The 17,830-nt window shown below is 59.7% G+C and carries 15 protein-coding genes; 11 read left to right on the forward strand and 4 right to left on the reverse strand.

The genetic code is table 11. The features are described 5' to 3' along the window. Positions 1–87: 87 nt before the first annotated feature. Positions 88–1,629: an ArnT family glycosyltransferase gene (locus tag MUN80_RS05835; protein WP_244720817.1), complete on the forward strand. Its 1,542-nt coding sequence runs from the start codon at positions 88–90 to the stop codon at positions 1,627–1,629. Next, entirely contained in the window at positions 1,626–3,398 is a 1,773-nt protein-coding gene (locus MUN80_RS05840; RefSeq protein WP_244720820.1) for a DUF6311 domain-containing protein, read from the forward strand. The genes MUN80_RS05835 and MUN80_RS05840 overlap by 4 nt, the downstream gene beginning before the upstream one ends. 12 nt (positions 3,399–3,410) lie before the next feature. On the opposite strand, the gene MUN80_RS05845 is transcribed toward MUN80_RS05840, so the two are convergent. Beyond that, complete coding sequence (locus MUN80_RS05845; RefSeq protein ID WP_244720823.1) at positions 3,411–4,376, reverse strand: glycosyltransferase family 2 protein; 966 nt, start codon at positions 4,374–4,376, stop codon at positions 3,411–3,413. A gap of 214 nt (positions 4,377–4,590) precedes the next feature. Further along, positions 4,591–6,897 (reverse strand): DUF6311 domain-containing protein, encoded by a 2,307-nt coding sequence (locus tag MUN80_RS05850; protein ID WP_244720826.1) that lies wholly within the window; start codon positions 6,895–6,897, stop codon positions 4,591–4,593. A gap of 181 nt (positions 6,898–7,078) precedes the next feature. On the opposite strand from MUN80_RS05850, the gene MUN80_RS05855 reads away from it, so the two are divergent. Further along, on the forward strand, positions 7,079–7,606 hold the full coding sequence (locus MUN80_RS05855) for a carbohydrate binding domain-containing protein (RefSeq protein ID WP_244720828.1): 528 nt from the start codon (positions 7,079–7,081) through the stop codon (positions 7,604–7,606). Between the two features lie 284 nt (positions 7,607–7,890). Continuing rightward, positions 7,891–8,430, forward strand: coding sequence for a hypothetical protein (locus MUN80_RS05860; RefSeq protein ID WP_244720829.1), 540 nt, complete (start codon positions 7,891–7,893; stop codon positions 8,428–8,430). Positions 8,431–8,549: 119 nt separating this feature from the next. Here the strand turns inward: MUN80_RS05860 and MUN80_RS05865 are convergent, their stop codons facing one another. Together MUN80_RS05865 and MUN80_RS05870 are read right to left on the reverse strand one after the other, a co-directional pair. Continuing rightward, positions 8,550–9,275 carry a glycosyltransferase family 2 protein gene (locus MUN80_RS05865; RefSeq protein ID WP_244720830.1) on the reverse strand — a complete coding sequence of 242 codons (726 nt, stop codon included), beginning with the start codon at positions 9,273–9,275 and terminating at the stop codon, positions 8,550–8,552. Between the two features lie 84 nt (positions 9,276–9,359). Next, positions 9,360–10,151, reverse strand: coding sequence for an SDR family oxidoreductase (locus MUN80_RS05870; protein ID WP_244720831.1), 792 nt, complete (start codon positions 10,149–10,151; stop codon positions 9,360–9,362). A 199-nt stretch (positions 10,152–10,350) separates the two neighbouring features. On the opposite strand from MUN80_RS05870, the gene MUN80_RS05875 reads away from it, so the two are divergent. From MUN80_RS05875 to MUN80_RS05905, 7 genes are all read left to right on the forward strand, one after another. Continuing rightward, positions 10,351–10,878: a 3-hydroxyanthranilate 3,4-dioxygenase gene (locus MUN80_RS05875; protein WP_244720833.1), complete on the forward strand. Its 528-nt coding sequence runs from the start codon at positions 10,351–10,353 to the stop codon at positions 10,876–10,878. A 246-nt stretch (positions 10,879–11,124) separates the two neighbouring features. Next, entirely contained in the window at positions 11,125–12,390 is a 1,266-nt protein-coding gene (locus tag MUN80_RS05880) for a hypothetical protein (RefSeq protein ID WP_244720836.1), read from the forward strand. 51 nt (positions 12,391–12,441) lie between these two features. Continuing rightward, on the forward strand, positions 12,442–13,470 hold the full coding sequence (locus MUN80_RS05885; RefSeq protein WP_244720839.1) for an amidohydrolase family protein: 1,029 nt from the start codon (positions 12,442–12,444) through the stop codon (positions 13,468–13,470). Positions 13,471–13,634: 164 nt separating this feature from the next. After that, positions 13,635–15,041 carry a hypothetical protein gene (locus tag MUN80_RS05890; protein WP_244720842.1) on the forward strand — a complete coding sequence of 469 codons (1,407 nt, stop codon included), beginning with the start codon at positions 13,635–13,637 and terminating at the stop codon, positions 15,039–15,041. 88 nt (positions 15,042–15,129) lie between these two features. Next, complete coding sequence (gene kynU / locus MUN80_RS05895; RefSeq protein ID WP_244720845.1) at positions 15,130–16,419, forward strand: kynureninase; 1,290 nt, start codon at positions 15,130–15,132, stop codon at positions 16,417–16,419. Positions 16,420–16,493: 74 nt separating this feature from the next. Further along, complete coding sequence (locus tag MUN80_RS05900; protein ID WP_244720848.1) at positions 16,494–17,189, forward strand: hypothetical protein; 696 nt, start codon at positions 16,494–16,496, stop codon at positions 17,187–17,189. A 6-nt stretch (positions 17,190–17,195) separates the two neighbouring features. Continuing rightward, positions 17,196–17,795: an alpha-ketoglutarate-dependent dioxygenase AlkB family protein gene (locus MUN80_RS05905; RefSeq protein WP_244720851.1), complete on the forward strand. Its 600-nt coding sequence runs from the start codon at positions 17,196–17,198 to the stop codon at positions 17,793–17,795. The last annotated feature ends 35 nt before the right edge of the window (positions 17,796–17,830 follow it).

The raw sequence follows: 17,830 nt of genomic DNA on the forward strand, positions 1-17,830 counted from the left end.
GCGGGTAGTGCAGGATGAGGCGTCAGCAAATCTAGCCATAGTAAACCACTACTTTTGTGGTTCGGGCCCCGCTGGCCTTTCCCGCTTATGAAACTTTCCTTTTTGGATGGCTACACGGTACCGCGTTGGTTTTGGCCGCTGGTGCTGGGTTTGAACCTGCTGCTGCACCTGCCGTTTTTCAATCAGCCGCCCAACAGTGTGCACGTGTGGCGGCAAAGCAACACGATGGCCGTGGCCCGCAACCTCTACGAGGAGGACATGAACCTGCTGCGCCCCCGCGTAGACCGGCGCAACGAGTCGGACGGCGTCACGGGCATGCAGTTTCCGAGCTACGAGTGGATTGTGGCCGTGGGCTATAAGGTGCTGGGCTTCCACGAGGCCATTCCGCGGGTTGTGACCTGGCTGATTTTTGCCAGCGGCGTGCTGGCCTTTTTCGCGTTGGTACAGCGTCTCTCGGGCTCCCGCTGGCTGGCCGCGGTGGGCGCCTGGGGCCTAAGCTGGAGCCCGGAGCTGTTCTACCATAGCATCAATGCCCTGCCCGACGTGCTGGCCTTGTCGGCGTCCGTAGCGGGCTTGTTTTACTTTCTACGCTGGTATCAGGAGCGCCGGGGCCTGGATTTCTGGCTGAGCCTGCTGCTGACCACCCTGGCCGGCCTGACCAAGCTGCAGTACTTGGTTATTGGGTTTCCCATTGCCGTGCTTATCCTGCGCGACCTGTGGCAGCGCCGCCTTGGCTGGCGCCGCGATGCGCTGCCGCTGCTGGTTTTTGCCGTTGTTACTGTCGGCTGCACCCTGGCTTGGTACGCCTATGCCGTGCGCCTGATCGAAACCTCCGGCCTGGCCGACTTTGGCCTGGAGCTGCGCCCTGCCACCGACGTGGCCGTGGCTATTAAAACGCTGACCCACAACCTGATTTCGGATATTCCCGAGCTGCTGATCAACTACGGCAACTTTGGCCTGCTGGTACTGGGTCTGGTGGCGGTGGTTCGGGGCGGTTACGTGCGCCGCTATTGGTTTGGGCCGCTGCTGGCCTGGGCCCTGGCCTTGCTGGCCTACCATATTATTGAGCTGCGCCAGATGAGTGTGCACCAGTACTACATGCTGCCGTATGTGCCGGTGCTGTTGCTGCTGGTGGTGGTAGGGGCAGGGTGGCTGGCGCAAAAGCCCAAGTGGCGCTGGGCCTTGGCCTTGCTGCTGTTGGCTCAGCCGGTGCTGGCCTTCGTGCGCATCGCGCCGGCCCGCTGGATGGGCGGGGCCCGCGAAGTGCCCACCGAGCTGTTTGAAGCCGCTACCCGGGCCGAGCTGGACAATGCCGTGCCCGATTCGGCGCTGTGCGTAGTCGGCCCCGACGAATCGGGCTGCAAGTACTTTTATTTCCTGCACAAGAAAGGCTTCGGCTACAACGAAAGCGGCCAGCTGTTTGAGCCCGTAGCGGGTGGGCAGACCTACCTGGCTAACTGCATCCAGCGCGGCGCTCAGTATCTGTATACCAACGACACCACGTTGCTGACCCAAGACCCGCGCCTGCGGCCCTACGTAGCCCGCACCGTCAAGCAAGTCGGCGACTTCCGGGTGCTGGCGTTGCGCCCGGCCACGGCTGCCTCTTCCGATTCAACTACGGCCCGATGAAAGCACGTTCTGGGCTCCTCTGGCTAGGAGTATTGCTGAGCTACCTGCTCGTTTTCGTGGCTTGGACCTGGCCGCTGGCTGCGCAGCTAAGTTCGGCCTTTCCGGCCGTTGCCGATCAAGACGGCTACATGCAGCTCTGGAACGTGTGGCATTTTCGGGAGGCCGTGCTCAGCGGGCAAAACCCGTTTTACTCTAACTGGCTGCTGTACCCGGATGGAGCCTCGCTCTGGCTGCATACCTACATTCCGGTGGCGGGCATGGTCAACGTGTTTATCGGCAACGAAATGCTGGCTCTCAACCTGACGTTGGCTGCCGAGTACGCGCTGTCGGGGCTGGGGGCCTGGCTGCTGGCCCGGCGCTGGGTGCGGCAGCCGGTGCTGGCCTGGCTGGCGGGGCTGTACTTTGCCTTTTCGCCCTACAAGATGGTGCGCCTGCCCTACCATTTCGATTTGGTGCTCACGGCTACCGTGCCGTTCTACATCCTGGCGTTTCTGCGGGCGTTCTGGTTTGAGCCCGGCCGGTTCTGGCCTCAGGTGCGCAGCTGGAAGGCCGTGGCAGCCTGCTTCGGGCTGGGCGTAATTACGTTGTTTAGCGACTACTACGTCCTGTTTGCCCTGCTGTATTTTTCCCTAGCCTACGCCCTCTGGTTCTGGTTGCAATTGGGCGCTATCAACTGGCATCGGCCCCGCACCTGGCTGATTCTGGCCGTAGTGCTCGTCGTGACGCACATTGCCATCCGCCTGATTCGGCTGGCCGGCGTGCCCGACAACTCCGGCTTCTGGTGGGGCGGCGACCTGGCTGGCTACTTTATGCCCGCCGACAACAGCCGCTGGCTCAACTTTGCCTGGGCCCGGCAGCTATATAATGATCCAAAAGCGTTTAACATGCCCGGCTCGGTCGAGAACGTCATGTTCCTGGGTTACGCTGTGCCGCTGGTGGTGCTGTTCGCTTCGTTCTGGCCCGGCCGGCCGGCTTCGCGGCGTCACGAGGATTTGCAGGGCCGGCCGCTGGCCTGGGTGCTGCTGTTTTTCGTGCTGCTCACGCTGCCCGCGCTACGGGTGCTGGGTCACGTTAATTTCAACCTGCCCAACGGCCTGCTGCACTTCATTCCCTTCTTCAACAATATCCGCTGCCCCACCCGCTGGGTGCTGCTGGTTACGCTGCTTTTGCCCATCGTCGGTTTTAGCGCCCTCGAAGCAGCCTGGGACCATGCCGCCCGGCCCGTAGCCCGCGGCTTGCTGAGCGCGGCACTACTGGCCGTGGTGCTGGTGGAGTTCTGGCCCGTGCCGCCCCCCCTGGATTCGTCGCGCCGCATGCCGGCCGCGTTTCAGGCCGTGGCCAAGCTGCCTGGCGAAGCCTTGTTTACTCTGCCCGTGGGCTTGGTAGATGGTTACCGGCAGGTGGGCAAAACCGAGCTGCGCAACTTCCTCTACCAGCCCTACTATCGCAAGAAAATCCCCTCCGCCTACATTTCCCGCGTCGCCGCCGAGCAGTTTGCCCAGTTCGAAGCCGATACCGTGATGCATACTATTGTAGTGCTGCAAGGGCTGCCGGTAGAATCGGATACGGCGGTAGCTGCTCCCTCAACGGCCGCCGCGGCCCGGTTCCGGCGGCGCTACCAGCCGGCTGGCGTGCTGGTAAGCCCCGCCTGGCGCAACGGCCCAGCCCACCGCTACCTGCGCCAGGTGTTCCCTGATTTTCAGGAGCAGAACTTTCCGGATGGTTACGTGCTGCTAGCTGCTCCCGCCGCTGAGGTACCCGCCCCTTAAGCAGAGGCCCTTTTAGCGCGCAGGCTGCTCTGCCGGCTGCGTAGACGTGTGCGTTACCGGAATATTGGTGTCGGAAATGATGTAGAGGGGACGCTGCCGTACGTTGGCGCTCAGGCGGGCAATGTACTCGCCGATGATGCCGACGGCAATGAGCTGCACGCCACCCAAAAACAGGATGCTAATCATCAGCGAGGCCCAGCCCGGCTGGTAATCGTGGGAGATAAAGCGGGAGTAGAGCGTGTAGAGCATCACCAGAAAGGCAATGCCCGACACGATAAAGCCGCTGATGGTGGCCGCCTTTAGGGGCGCGTCGGAAAAGCCGGTGATGCCGTCGAGGGCCAGCCGGATCATCTTGCGGTAGGTGTAGCCCGTTTCACCGCCGGCCCGCTCGGCCCGGTCGTATTCGATGTAGGTTTGGCGGTAGCCAATCCAGGAAATCTGGCCGCGGATAAACTTGTTCTGCTCCGGCATCTGCTTTAAGGCATCCACGACCTTGCGCGAAATGATGCGGAAGTCGCCGGTATCGACCGGAATGGAAATGCTGGTAATGCTGGCCAGTAGGCGGTAGAATAGTTTGGCGGTTAGTTTCTTGGCGGCGCTTTCTCCCTGACGGGAACGGCGCTTGGCATACACCACCTCGTAGCCTTCCTGCAGCTTGGCGTAGAGCTGGGGAATCAGCTCGGGGGGGTCCTGTAGGTCGGCATCAATGATGACTACCGTTTGGCCCGCGGCCAGGTCTAAGCCGGCCGTGACGGCAATCTGGTGGCCGAAGTTGCGGCTGAAGTCGATGTAGCGCACCCGCGGGTCGCGGGCGGCCAGGTTCTGCACCAGCGCCAGCGACTTATCCCGCGAACCGTCATTAATAAAGATAAACTCATACTGCAGGCCCATGGGGTCCAGCACGCCGCCCAGGCGCGTGTAGAGCGCCGGAATATTAGCTTCTTCGTTATAGATGGGAATGATGACGGAGATATCCACGGGCAGGAGGGGAAAGGTAGGAGAGCAGAAAACGAGCGGCAAGTGGGCTGCGGCTGGATTCAGCTAGAGCCCCAACCAGCAGGCCGGACCAAAAGCCTGCCCGGTGGTTGGGGCACGAGGCAGGGTTACGAAAGTGACAAAGTCAGGCACTGCAGCGCGTAACCAGTGGGTTGCCAACAAAGGTACTAACCAAACGGTCGGTGCTGCGAAGAGCTTAGCGCGCCAGAGGGTAGGTATTCAGAACCGGTTGCTGGCGGCTGTCGAGCCAGTACACATCAGTCGTCAAGGGGCGGATCAGCAGGTCGTCGGCCAGGATATCCCGGCCTCCGCAGATAACCTGCAGCCGGTTAACGCCCGGCACGGGTCGAAATACTACCTGCAGCCGTACCCAGTCCCCATCAACCTCAGTGGTCAGACGGCCGTCGGCGGCCTGTGAGCCAACCTCACTGCCGCCATTGAATTGCTTGACCTGCAGAAACCCGTAGCCGTAGTCCATCTTGCCGTTAACCCAAACACTGGCCTCATAGCGGGCCGTATCGGTGGGCGTGGGCAAGGGCCCGTCGTAAAGCACGGTGTTCATTTCCTTGGGCTCGTACATAGCACCCGGCGCCAGGCGGCCGCGCCGGTCGGGCTTATCCGCAAACGACTGGTAGATGACGCCCCGGTCGGTGGACGCGTAAAGGCCGCCCGCGCGCTGGGGCAGCGTGGGCAGTAGCGCCGTGGCTTTGGTGCGTTCCTGTTCCAGGGTGGTGGCCGCCAGTGCCGCTACGGGCAGCTCGTACAGCGTGATGTTGTCTACCTTCACGAGCTGTTTGGCAATGCTTACCAGCCGCTGCTCGGCCGGTGTCAGAGCATCCGCCGTGACCAGTAGCAGGATGGGTTTATCCGAAGGAAACTGCTTGAGCAGAGGCTTTTCCACGAGCGGGCTGCTCAGCAGCTGCACGTGGCGCAGCATGTGCTCCACGGAAGGCCGCGAAACATACGTCGACAACTCCGGCAGTCCTGTGGCAATGGCTAGCCGGTGCGCTTCGTAGATGGAGGCTCCCGAACCGCTCAGGTCGATTTTGTCGCTGCCCTTGTTCATGTACGGTAGCGGCAGAATGGCCTGAAAGTCTTTGGGCGTGCGGCTCGACCAGCTTAGTTGCTGTACCAGGTTGTTTTTCGGGCTCAAAAAAGCGGCAGCCCCGAAGCCTTGCTCGGCTGCTTTGGCTTTCGATGAAATATTAATCCAGGCTTCACCCGCCCACACCAGCAACAGCAACGGCACCCAGGGCGCGGCCAAGATGGGTAGGCGCCGCAGCTGTTGGTAGCGCAGCAGCCGGTACAGATGGTACGCGGCATAGGTACTCATTACGTAGTAGAAGGGCCAGGCAAAGCGGCCCAGCGCCCGAAACTGCTTCAGCGGCCCCAGGTAGTCAACCAAGTGCTCGAAGCCAGGAAAGATGAAGGGAACAGCAAAGGAAAACAGCAGCAGCAAGGTGGCGGCGCCCAGCCCCGCCGACAGGTGCGCGGGCATGAGCTGACGCGTGAGCAGGCGCTTCGGATGCTTGCGCAGCTGCCAGGCCCGCCACAGCAGCAGCAAGCCCGTCGCTACCAATACGCCCGTTGCCACCAGGCCCACGTACGACATCGACTCGTAGCTAATTTCCTCGGTGTGAAATGCTGATTCCCACAAACCCCGCAGAGGGGCCAGGCTCGGCGTAAACACGCCCCGGGGCGTGGCCATATACACCAGAAAGCCATAGGGGTTTGGGGGCCGGTCAGTGGTGGGGTCAATAGCCAGCATCCAGACCCGAAACACCAGCAGCGGGAGAATGGCCGTCAGGGCCATCCGCCAGATCAAATCCCAGGGGCGGGAACGGCGCAGACTCAGAATGACCACGTGGCCTAGCAGGAAAAAGCAACCGCAGGTCAGAAAATACAGCATCACGCCTCCCATCAGCAGGCTGCTGACCCCAAACAGGATATACCAGCGCCACTGCCGGGGAGCCTCCTGCATGCGGATAATAAAATACCACAGCAGCGGCACAAAGCACGTGTAGCTGAGCGACATATGGTCGCCGAGACGTTGAATCTGGGGCGAAAGAAAGCCAATAATCAGCGCCAGCACGGCCGCGTACCACACCGCCATGCGGGTGCGCCGCAGAATGGCGTACAGAATCATAGGAGTGACCAGCACACTGGCCAGGGCAATCAGATTGGTAATGGCAATAGTGTGCTGCCCGGCCGGCAGGCCGAGGCCTTGCAACAGGTTCATCACCCAAGCAATCAACGGCTGCAAGTTGGGGTAGTTGAAGTCTTCCCCAAAGGGGTAGTTCATCCCCGAAAAATGACTGCCCGAGTCGTACAGGGCATAATACGCCGTGGCAAAATAACTTTGGATACCATCACCACCCGCCTGAAAAAAGTAGTTATTGGGCTGGGCTATTGCGAAGGAGAATAGAAAAACCAGAACAGCGGCCGTAACCAGACCTACTCCCACCAGGCCAAGCCAGTGGTAATTGCGACGAGATAAAATCATGTAAAAAAAATCGAATGTGCCGCCAGCCGAAAGCACCCAAAAGCTGGACAAACTGGATGGTGGCAGCCCGGCATAGGGTTACCGCCGTCAAAACTACAGGTTTAGGCGCATAATAACTCTTCGTATATCGGTAAGCTGGTCTATCTTTGCGGAAAATTCGCCTGCTGCAACTTGTGCTTTTATGCGTCATTCTTACTTCTTGCTTTTGCTGTTGTTGACGGCAGCCTGCTCAAAGAAATCAGCGGATGATACTGGTGGTCAGGAAACGCAGGTTTTGGTGCGCAACGGGTTTGAGGACCTGGAAGGTTGGGTGCCTAACAACCCGTCGCTAACCAAGGAAAATCCACATAGTGGGCAGTATTCGGTGAAGGTTGACCCGGCCATTGAATATAGCCTCACCTACATTAACCCGATCGGGCACCTGTCGCCTACCCGCATCAACAAGATTCGTCTGAAAGCCTGGACTTACCAGGCCAAGCCCGGTAAGGCCGCAGTCGTAGTTCAGATCAATAGCCCGGAGCCCAACGGCCCAAGCGTGTTCTACCAAAAATTTGATCTTAGCGAAGTATCGAAGTGGACCGAACTCAGCCAAGTACTGACGATGCCTGCCGTGCTTGACCCGGCTAGCCAGATACGCATTTACTTGTGGCGTTTCGAGGCTGGTGGGCCCGCGTATATGGATGATATCGAACTGAGCGTTGAACCTTAGGAGCCGTCGGCACCTGTCACGGCCATTGAGCCTACTGAACCTCTAGTCAGCCTAACCCTCTGCCCGAGTAGTGACCCGCTACCGGCCCTTGACGACGAAAAAACACTATTCCATCGAGGCCTGGGCCACTCAAGTAACTATCGGCGGCGGGTTTCGCCGGACTAGTCCCGCTCCAAAGTGCTTTATGTGAATCGGCCTACTGGGCCCTGAAGATGCCTGGCATCGCATTGAAAGCTAGTACCTTTACTACAATTTAACTTCAAACCTCTTTTCTCATTACCCTGATGCGCACTCTTACCGCCTCATTCGCCCTGCTGCTAACCGGCCTGCTGTTGACAAACTGCGGCGGCGATAAAAAGACAGACGATGGCAAGACCCTAGTGAATAACTCGTTCGATGAGTTTCAGGGCTGGATCGACAACTCCGGTGGTTCACTCAGCAACAAAGCTGCTCATAGCGGGCGCTATTCTCTTACCATTGGCGGTGGCCGCGAGTATGGCCTGACGTTCAAGTCGCCACTCGGCCAGCTGATTGCGGCTAAGCCTCGCAAGTTGGCCATCGAAGGCTGGGTGAGAACCGAGGAGCCCAACTCGCCCGCTCAGCTAGTGGTAGAAGTTACCCGGCCCGGTACCGACGAGAAAGTTTTCTGGAAAGGCGTTAGCCTGGGCGAAGGCAGCAAGCCCGGCCAGTGGACGGAGATAAAAAAGGAACTGGCTCTGCCGGATAACGTTGCTTCCGACCAGGTTCTGGGCGTGTACCTGTGGGGTAACTCTGCTGCCAAGCCCGTATATCTCGACGACCTGCGTATCACTAACGCCGACTAACGTATTGGGGCTTAGCTCCAAGCATGCCGGTGCCATTACTGGTCCTGATAAAGAGAAGGCCCCGACAATCACGCTGATTGTCGGGGCCTTCTCTTTATCAGGGGGCCCAGGAGGAGAGTTTAAGCACCGAGTAGTCCGTACTTGAGAATGCAGTAAATAGCGCGGAACCCGTCGCGCCAACCGATTTTCTTGCCCTCGGCGTAGGTGCGGCCGTAGTAGCTGATGCCCACCTCGTAGATGCGCACGTCCTTGACGCGTGAGACCTTGGCCGTGACCTCGGGCTCGAAGCCGAAGCGGTTTTCCTGCAGCTGCAGGCCCTGGATGATGTCGCGGCGGAAGAGCTTGTAGCAGGTCTCCATGTCGGTCAGGTTCAAGTCAGTGCACATGTTGCTCAGGAAGGTGAGCATCTGGTTGCCCAGGCTGTGCCAGAAGAACAGGATGCGGTGCGGGTTGCCGCCCATGAAGCGTGAGCCGAAGACCACGTCGGCAAAGCCCTTGAGGATGGGCTTGATCAAGAGGTTGTACTCCTCCGGGTCGTACTCCAGGTCCGCGTCCTGAATGATGACGTAGTCGCCGGTGGCCTCGCGGATGCCCGTGTGCAGGGCTGCGCCCTTGCCCTGGTTGACGGCGTGCTGCAGCAGGCGCAGGCCCAGGTCGGGGTAGCGCGCGGCGTAGGCGGTGATGACCTCCGAGGAGTTGTCCGAGGAGCAGTCATTGACCAAAATGATTTCCTTGCGGATATTGTTGACCAGCGTCAGCTCCCGCAGCAAGTCCAGAATCTGGTGAATCGTGCGAGCTTCGTTGTAAACCGGGATGACGATGGAGAGCGTGTCAAATTTTACCAAAATGCAGTAGGTGTTAGGATTAGGGTGCAAAAATAAGATAGAATCCCGACGCGCCCCGGTAATTCGGTAGGCTTGCTAAGAAAACTATAGGTTACCGGTACGCCCGCCGTCTACAGGCACATTTATTCCGTTGATGTAGGCCGCCGCCGGGGCTGCCAAAAACGCTACGGCCGCTGCTACCTCGGCAGCCTGCCCAAAGCGGCCGGCTGGAATGCTGCGCAGCATAGTGGCCTCAATTTCTTCTACGGTCTGCCCGGTTTGCTCCACGCGCTTCTCAATCAGGGAAGTGTGGCGCTGGGTCACAGTGGCGCCCGGCAGCACGTTGTTGACGGTGATGCCGCTGCCGCCCAGCTCATTGGCCAGGGTCTTGGCCCAGTTGGCCACGGCCGCCCGAATAGTATTTGATACGCCCAGGCCCGCCAGCGGCTGCTTTACCGAAGTACTGATGATGTTGATGATACGGCCGTAGCCACGGGCCTGCATAGCCGGTACCACGGCCTGCACCAGCAGATGGTTACAAACCAGATGCTGCTCAAACGCGGTCCGGAAGGCCTGCACCGGGGCTGCCAGAATCGGGCCGCCGGCCGGACCACCCGTGTTGTTGACTAATGTGTGAAAGCCTGCGGGGTGCGCCGCCAAATATTCGTGGAGGCGGCTGGCCAACTGGTCGGGGTCAGTGAAGTCGGCTACGAGGTAGTCATGGAGCTGGCCCTGGGGGCGGGGCAGCTCAGCCACGGCTTGCTGCAGGCTGGCTTCGTTGCGGGCCAGCAGCGTGACGGTGGCGCCGAGCTGAGCCAGTTCTTCGGCTACGGCGCGGCCGATGCCCTGGGTACTGCCGCCCACAAGGGCGCGATGGGAGGTAAGGTCGAGTTGCACGGGTTAAAAGTAGTTAAATACGGTGTTGATAAGCCTCTGCGACTCGGTTGAGCGGTTTTGCGTAAGTTGAGCACCAAAGAGAGATGGGGCTATAGTGAGTTTTGTCCTGGTGGTGCTGTTTGCGCGGCTCGAATGATAAACTTACTGACTCCCTATTTCACTAGTTTACCACCGTACAGCCAACCAAACCACCTCCGCCATGCCCGTTACTCGCCCTTTCAACTTTCAGCGCTGGATTGATGAACACCGTCATCTGTTGAAGCCACCAGTCGGTAACCAGCAGGTTTTCAAAGACAACAAAGACTTTATTGTAATGGTCGTGGGGGGGCCTAATGCCCGCAAAGACTACCATTACGATGAAGGCGAAGAGTTGTTTTTGCAACTGGAGGGCGACATCGTGGTCAAGATCATTGAAGACGGCAAGCCGGTGGATATCGAAATCAAGGCCGGGGAAATGTTTCTGCTGCCCGGCGGCGTGCCCCACTCGCCCCGCCGGCCCGCTGGCACCGTAGGCCTGGTACTGGAGCGCTACCGCACGGCCGGGGAGCTCGACGGCTTCCAGTGGTACTGCGAAAACTGCGGGCACAAGCTCCACGAGGAGTTTGCCGAAATAACCGACATCGTGCAGCAGCTGCCACCCATCATGAACGCCTTCTGGCAAAACGACGACCTGCGCACCTGCAAACAGTGCGGTACCTATATGGCAGCCCCCGCGCCCGTGAGCTAGCCTCCCGACATTTTATGGGGAGGGGATACCAACTAGTCGCGGCTTTATCGATTTCTTTGTAGCCTCAACGGTGCAGTGGGCCCGAACCGGAACGGGGCCACCGCGGCTGCTGACGGTCGGCTTTCCGCCCGTCGGCCCGACTATGTGTTGTAACCAAATAATTAGATGGTAGATTTTCAAAAAGCAAAGCAAGGGCTACTACCGCTCTCACACACCGGCTACGTCTGGATTTGTATTGCGCTGCTGATGCTGGCCGCTATTTGCAAAACGCCACGCTGGGAACGAAACGACGTGTTCGTCAGTGACCGGGGCGGATACTATATGTATCTGCCCTCGGCCTTTTTGCTGCACGACCTGGGGGACGGCACTTGGGTAAAACAGGCCCGCATTGCCTCCCGGCCCGATATTGATCCGCAGTGGGACTTTGTCGCCCTGCCCAATGGCAAGGTGGTCTTCAAGTTTCCGATGGGCATGTCCGTAGCGTACTCGCCCTTTTTCTTCCTGGCCAAGACCGCCTATACTATCCAGGGGCGTACTGGTACCAACGGCTACGAAAAAGCCTATCAGTACATGGTGTCGCTGGGCTGTATGGCCTACGTGCTGCTGGGCCTGGCCCTGCTGGGCCGGGAGCTGCGCCGCTCCTTCGCCGACCACGTGGTGGCCCTCACGTTGCTGGTTCTGGCTTTGGGTACCAACCTGTTTACCTACGCCACCTACGACGCACTAATGTCGCACGGTACCCTGTTCCTGATGAACACCTTGCTGCTCATCGCTACCCGGCGCTGGTACGAGCGGGGCAGCGTGGGGGCAGCCATGGCCCTGGGTGCCATCGGGGGCCTGATGGTGCTGATTCGCCCGTCGGAAGTTATGATGATGGCCGTGCCCGTGCTCTGGGGCCTGACGACCCGGCCGGCCATTGCTGAGCGGTTGCGGTTTTGGTGGCAGCACGCGGTCCAGTGCCTGCTGATTGCGGGCTTGGTGCTGCTCATCGGCGGTATGCAGTTTCTGTTCTGGAAGCTGGTCGGGGGCCAGTGGGTAATACCGTTCTACAAAGGAGAAACCTTCCACTTTGCCGACCCGCACGTGTTGCTGGGCCTGTTCAGCATTCAGAAAGGCTGGTTGATTTACTCCCCGCTGCTGATTCTGCCCTTCATCGGTATTGCCTGGGTACGGCGCTGGGCGGCCCCGGTGCTGCCCTTGCTCCTGATTCTGGTACCCATCTATATCTACGTGACTTTTTGCTGGTGGAACTGGCAGTACGGCGGTAGCTATGGCGGCCGAGCCCTAATCAGTATGTATCCTATTCTGAGCTTTGGCTTGGCGGCCTTTTGGCAACGCTGGGTGGGGCAGCCTGCCCGCCTCTGGCCCGCGCCGGCACTGCTGGGTACTCTGGTCGGTTGCCTGCTGATTATGAGCCTTATTCAGAATTACCAGTACTACATTGGCATGATTGACTGCTGCTACATGACGTGGGAGCAGTACAAGCAGGTTTTCCTCAAGACTAGCTGGTAACCCACCCCCAGGCACTGCCCACCTCCTGTCCACCCATCCCACCCCGCTGGCGTGCTCAAAATCGACATTCACACCCACATCCTGCCCGAAACCTGGCCCGACCTGCGCGAGCGGTACGGCTACGGCGGCTTTATCCGGCTCGAGCACCACAAGCCCTGCTGTGCTCGCATGATGCAGGATGATAAGTTCTTCCGCGAAATTCAGGACAACTGCTGGGATCCGCAGGTCCGGATGTGCGAGTACGACCAGTTTGGTGTGGATGTGCAGGTGCTCAGCACCGTGCCCGTTATGTTCAGCTACTGGGCCAAGCCGCTCGATGCCCTGGATTTGAGCCGCCTGCTCAATGACCATATTGCCGGCGTGGTGGCCCGCTACCCCACCCGGTTTGTGGGCCTGGGCACCATCCCGATGCAGGCCCCCGACTTAGCCGTGAAGGAGCTGGAGCGCTGCGTAAAGGAGCTCGGTATGGCCGGCGTGCAGATTGGCTCCCACGTCAACGACTGGAACCTGGACGCGCCTGAGCTATTCGAAGTATTTGCTGCCGCCGAGGAGCTGGGCGCCTGCGTGTTTGTCCACCCCTGGGATATGATGGCCCAGCAGAAAATGCCCAAGTACTGGCTGCCCTGGCTGGTGGGTATGCCCGCCGAAAGTACCCTGGCGCTCTGTTCCCTGATTTTTGGCGGTGTGCTGGAGCGCCTGCCTAAGCTGCGCGTTGCCGTGGCCCACGGCGGCGGCTCGTTTGCCTCTACCATTGGGCGCATCGAGCACGGCTTTCACGTGCGCCCCGACCTGTGTGCCGTCGATAACCCAGTCAATCCGCGCGAGTACCTGGGCAAGTTCTGGGTTGATTCCTTGGTGCACGACCCGCTGATGCTGGACTACCTGGTAAAGACGATGGGCGCCGACAAAATCGTGCTCGGCACCGACTACCCGTTTCCGCTGGGGGAACTGGAGCCCGGGCAGCTGATTGAATCCATGCCGTATCCCGACGAAATGAAGGCGCGCATGTTGGGGGCCAACGCGCTGGAGTGGTTGGGGGTAAACCCGGCTGGCTTCACGCCTTTGGGCCGTCATGCGTAGCTTTGTAAGCCCACTATTTTATTACGCTAAGGAAGTCAACCCTCCTGATTTACAAGTACAAGTACAAGAAAAGATAAATGCAGTTAACCGCCACGTCCGGTAAGTCCAGTAGTTGGTATCAACGCCTGAAGCAATTTTGGGCGGCCCGTCCGGGAATAATAGCCATGCTGGTGCTATGGGCCGTTTATTACTCTCCGCTACCCGAAGAAGCTCCCCGCTTTTTCCTGTATGATTCGCAGGGCTACTGGGACTATGCCATTCAATATGTTGCTAGTGGCTACTTCAATTTTTATGGCTTCGACAGCCTGTATCGGGGGTATCTGTTTCCCCTGCTGCTCTCACCCCTGACCAAATTTGTCGCCGAGCACCAGCTTGCCACTATGGATGTGTTCTATCCCATTGGAGCCGGGCTGGCGGCCATGCTGTTTGGCATGGTGGGGCCCAATCTGTGGGAAGCGGTGCAGGCCCCCGACCAGAAGCGGGTGTCCCTAATCAGGCGGCTCCTGTTCGGCGCTGTTGGCTTTATCTTCTGGCGGGGGTATTTCAAGTATCCTCTCACCGACCTGCCGGCCCTGCTGGCTTTGGCTGGCAGCCTGATAATCGTGCTGCGGAGCCGCTCTGTTGTTAGTGGTCTGCTGGCGGGCTTGCTGGTGGCCACGGCCGCCAACTTTCGGCCCGTGTATACGGCCTCACTGCCCCTGGTCGCCCTTATTTGCTTCTGGCCACTGGTAGCTGAAGCAAGGGTGGCAGGAATGGCAGGAATGAAAAACTGGCGGAAGTGGGGACGGCAGTTGGCTTTTATTGTGGGCGTAGCCCTAATCATGTGGCCGCAGCTGCTCATCAACCAGCACCACTTCAATGTGAACAGCCCCCTGATCCTGACCAGTATGCCCGATGAGCCTAGTCTGTATTTGCAGCAACTAAAACTGGGCCTCTACGATCAGAAGTACGAAACCAATATCGGCCGCGACTATCCCAGCCCGATGATCGTTTTTAAAGACCCGGAGGGCATTCGCCTGTGGGAGTCTACTGGGTGGGATAAAATTGAATCGTACGATCAATACATGGAGCTTATCCGGCGCGAGCCTGGAACGGTGCTCGGGGTATGGATGCGCCACCTGTTCAACGGACTGGATATTCAATACTCTGATCCGTACATCTGGGAAGTCTATGTTTCGACCTGGAAGACGGCCTGGCTGAACTATACCATTCTACTGGGCGGATTAGCCATACTGCTTTACCGGGTGGGTTGGCGGCCGTCCCGCTGGCGTGTGACAAATGTATTGGTGCTGCTCGCCCTAATTGGGCAATGCGCCGCTACCCTGCCAGTGGCCATGGAGTGCCGGTTTCTGCTGCCGTTGCACCTGTTGCTGGCAGCCTGCCTGGTGTTTGGCCTGCATCCGGTACGCATTTGGCGGCATAGCTCCCTGCCTACTCTCCTCATCGGCGTAGTGGTGTATGCGGTACTGGTAGCCGGCTGCTTCTACGTTTCCATGCAAACGCAGCTGCAGCTTGAGCGTGGCCCAAGGCTCCTGTTTAACTGGCAGAAACCGGCTCCCGAGCCTTGGTAGGAGCTGAGTAGCCTCTAATACCTGCCTCCCGCCGACGCAACTTCCCCTGAATCGGGTGCCCAGCTCCAGCCGCTTATCTTTACCCCCGATGACTTTCTTCCAGCCCACTGCCGAATTTGCCGCCGAGCTTGATGCTCAGGATGCGCTGCGTGCCTTTCGTAACCAGTTTCACATTCCCCTGGCCCCCAACGGACAGCCCAGCATCTACCTCTGCGGCAACTCGCTGGGTCTACAGCCCAAAGCGGCCCGGGCCGCCGTGGAGCAGGAGTTTGAGAGCTGGGAGAAGCTGGGCGTGGAAGGTCACTTTCATGGCACCTCGCCCTGGATGCATTACCACGAAACCCTGACCGACAGCACGGCCCGCCTGGTGGGGGCCAAGCCGGTGGAAGTGGTGGTGATGAACAACCTGACCACCAATTTGCACTTGCTGCTGGTGTCATTTTACCAGCCCACGGCCACGCGCTATAAGGTGCTGATGGAAGGCGGCGCTTTTCCTTCCGACCAGTATGCGCTGGAGTCGCAAGCCCGGCTGCACGGCCTCGCGCCCGATGAGGCCATCGTGGAGCTGCGGCCCCGTGCCGGCGAGCATACCCTGCGCACCGAAGACATTGTGGCCACCATTCAGGAGCTCGGCGATACGCTGGCGACGGTTATCCTGGGCGGAGTCAATTACTACACCGGCCAGGCCTTCGACATGGCGGCCATAACCCAGGCCGGCCACGCGGTGGGGGCCAAGGTCGGCTTCGATTTGGCCCATGCCGCCGGCAACTTGCTGCTGCACCTGCACGACTGGGACGTGGATTTTGCCTGCTGGTGTTCCTACAAGTACCTCAACTCGGGCCCCGGCGGTACCTCGGGCGTGTTCGTGCACGAGCGGTTTGCCGAGCAGCCCGATTTACTGCGCCTGGCCGGCTGGTGGGGCCACGACCCGGCCGACCGGTTTCAGATGAAAAAAGGCTTCCGGCCAATGAAAGGTGCCGCCGGCTGGCAGCTGTCCAACGCCCAGATTTTCCCGATGGCCATTCACCGCGCGGCCCTGGCCTTGGTGGATGAGGCCGGCGGCATGCCTGCGTTGCGCCGCAAGAGCGAACAGCTCACCGCTTACCTCGAATACCTGGTGCATCGTCTGGAGCTGCCCGCCGAGGTGCTGGAAATCATTACGCCCAGTGACCCCGCGGCCCGGGGCTGCCAGCTCTCGATGCTGGTGCACCAGAACGGCCGGCAGTTGTTCGACTATCTGGCCGCCGCCGGTATCATTGCCGACTGGCGGGAGCCCAACGTAATCCGGCTGGCCCCGGTGCCGCTCTACAATTCGTTCGGGGATGTACAGCGTGCCGGGCAGGTATTGGCTGAGTGGGCTAGTGGGAAAGCCAAATAGTTGTTCGTTTTTTGTTGCCCATCTTACGTAGAAGCAGCAGTAGTTTCTGATGACGTTCTAGTTTCTCTAAAATCATGGCCGAAGAATACGCGGATAAAATGGCCCGCAAAACCGACGCCGAGCTGCGCCAATACGTGACGGGCCGAGACCAGTACCGCGACGATGCCGTGCTGGCCGCCTTCGATGAGTTGCGGCGCCGGGGCCAGCCCCACCCCGATGAGGAGCTGGTGCGGCCCGCGTTGGAAACGGCCGTGCAGGCCCAGGTGGCCCGCGAAACGGCCGCCCGGGAACAAGCTGAGCTGGAAGCTCGGGCCGCCGACCCCGCCACGGTTTCGGCCGCCATGCCCGAGCTGTACTCACCCAGCTCCATTGCCATTTTCTCGATGCTGTCTATGACGATGCTCGGAGGCGGCGTGTTACTGGGCATCAATTTGTTCCGCCTGGGCCGCAAGCGGGCCTTACTGGGGTTGCTGCTCTTTATCGTATTATACCTGGGAGTAGCCGGGCTAGTGTTACAGTGGGCCATGTTTCAGCAGGGGCTACACCCGTTTTTGGGCAACCTGCTGTTCAACGTGCCAGCCATTCTGGTGTATCTGCTCTGGTTCTGGCCACGTTATGTCCAGACGGAACAGTACCGGAGCCGGAGCATCATTATTCCGATTCTGATCAGCTTCGCCATTGTGTGGGGCCTGCAGCAGGCGCTGCCCTACCTGATAAAGCAGCAGCCCAAGAAGGTGCAGGCCGAAATGGAGCAACTCCTGAGACGCTAGCCGCCCGTGGCCCTGACCTTGCTGCCTTTGCCCGCGGCGGAAGTTCTGCTGGATACTCATTTTCTGCCCGCTCTGCTGGCCCAGACGCTGCTCACGGAGCTTACCACCAGCATTGCCTGGCGACAGGAGCCCATCAAGCTTTTTGGCAAGGAAGTATTGCAGCCGCGCCTTACTGCCTGGTACGGCGACGCCGGGGCCCAGTATTCCTACTCGGGCCTGACTTGGCAGCCTCTGCCCTGGACGCTGGAGCTGCAAGAGCTTCGGGAGCAAGTAGAAGCCGCCTGTGGTACCAGCTTCAACAGTGTGCTGCTCAACCTCTACCGCCACGGGCAGGACAGCATGGGCTGGCACGCCGATAATGAGCCCGAGCTGGGCCGGGAACCGGTTATTGCCTCCGTGAGCCTGGGCGCTGCCCGCAATTTCCGGCTCCGGCCCCGCGACCCGCAACGCACCCCGCATGAGCCTGTTACGCTCGAATTGCCCTCGGGTAGCCTGCTTGTGATGCGTGGCTCCACCCAGCAGCACTGGCTACACGCCGTACCCAAAACTGCCCGGCCCATCGGGCCCCGCCTCAACCTGACGTTTCGCCGCATTGTAACGGCATAAAAAAAGCTCTTCCCCGTACGGGAAGAGCTTTTTTG

The organism is Hymenobacter cellulosivorans (assembly GCF_022919135.1).
Classification (GTDB): Bacteria; Bacteroidota; Bacteroidia; order Cytophagales; family Hymenobacteraceae; genus Hymenobacter; species Hymenobacter cellulosivorans.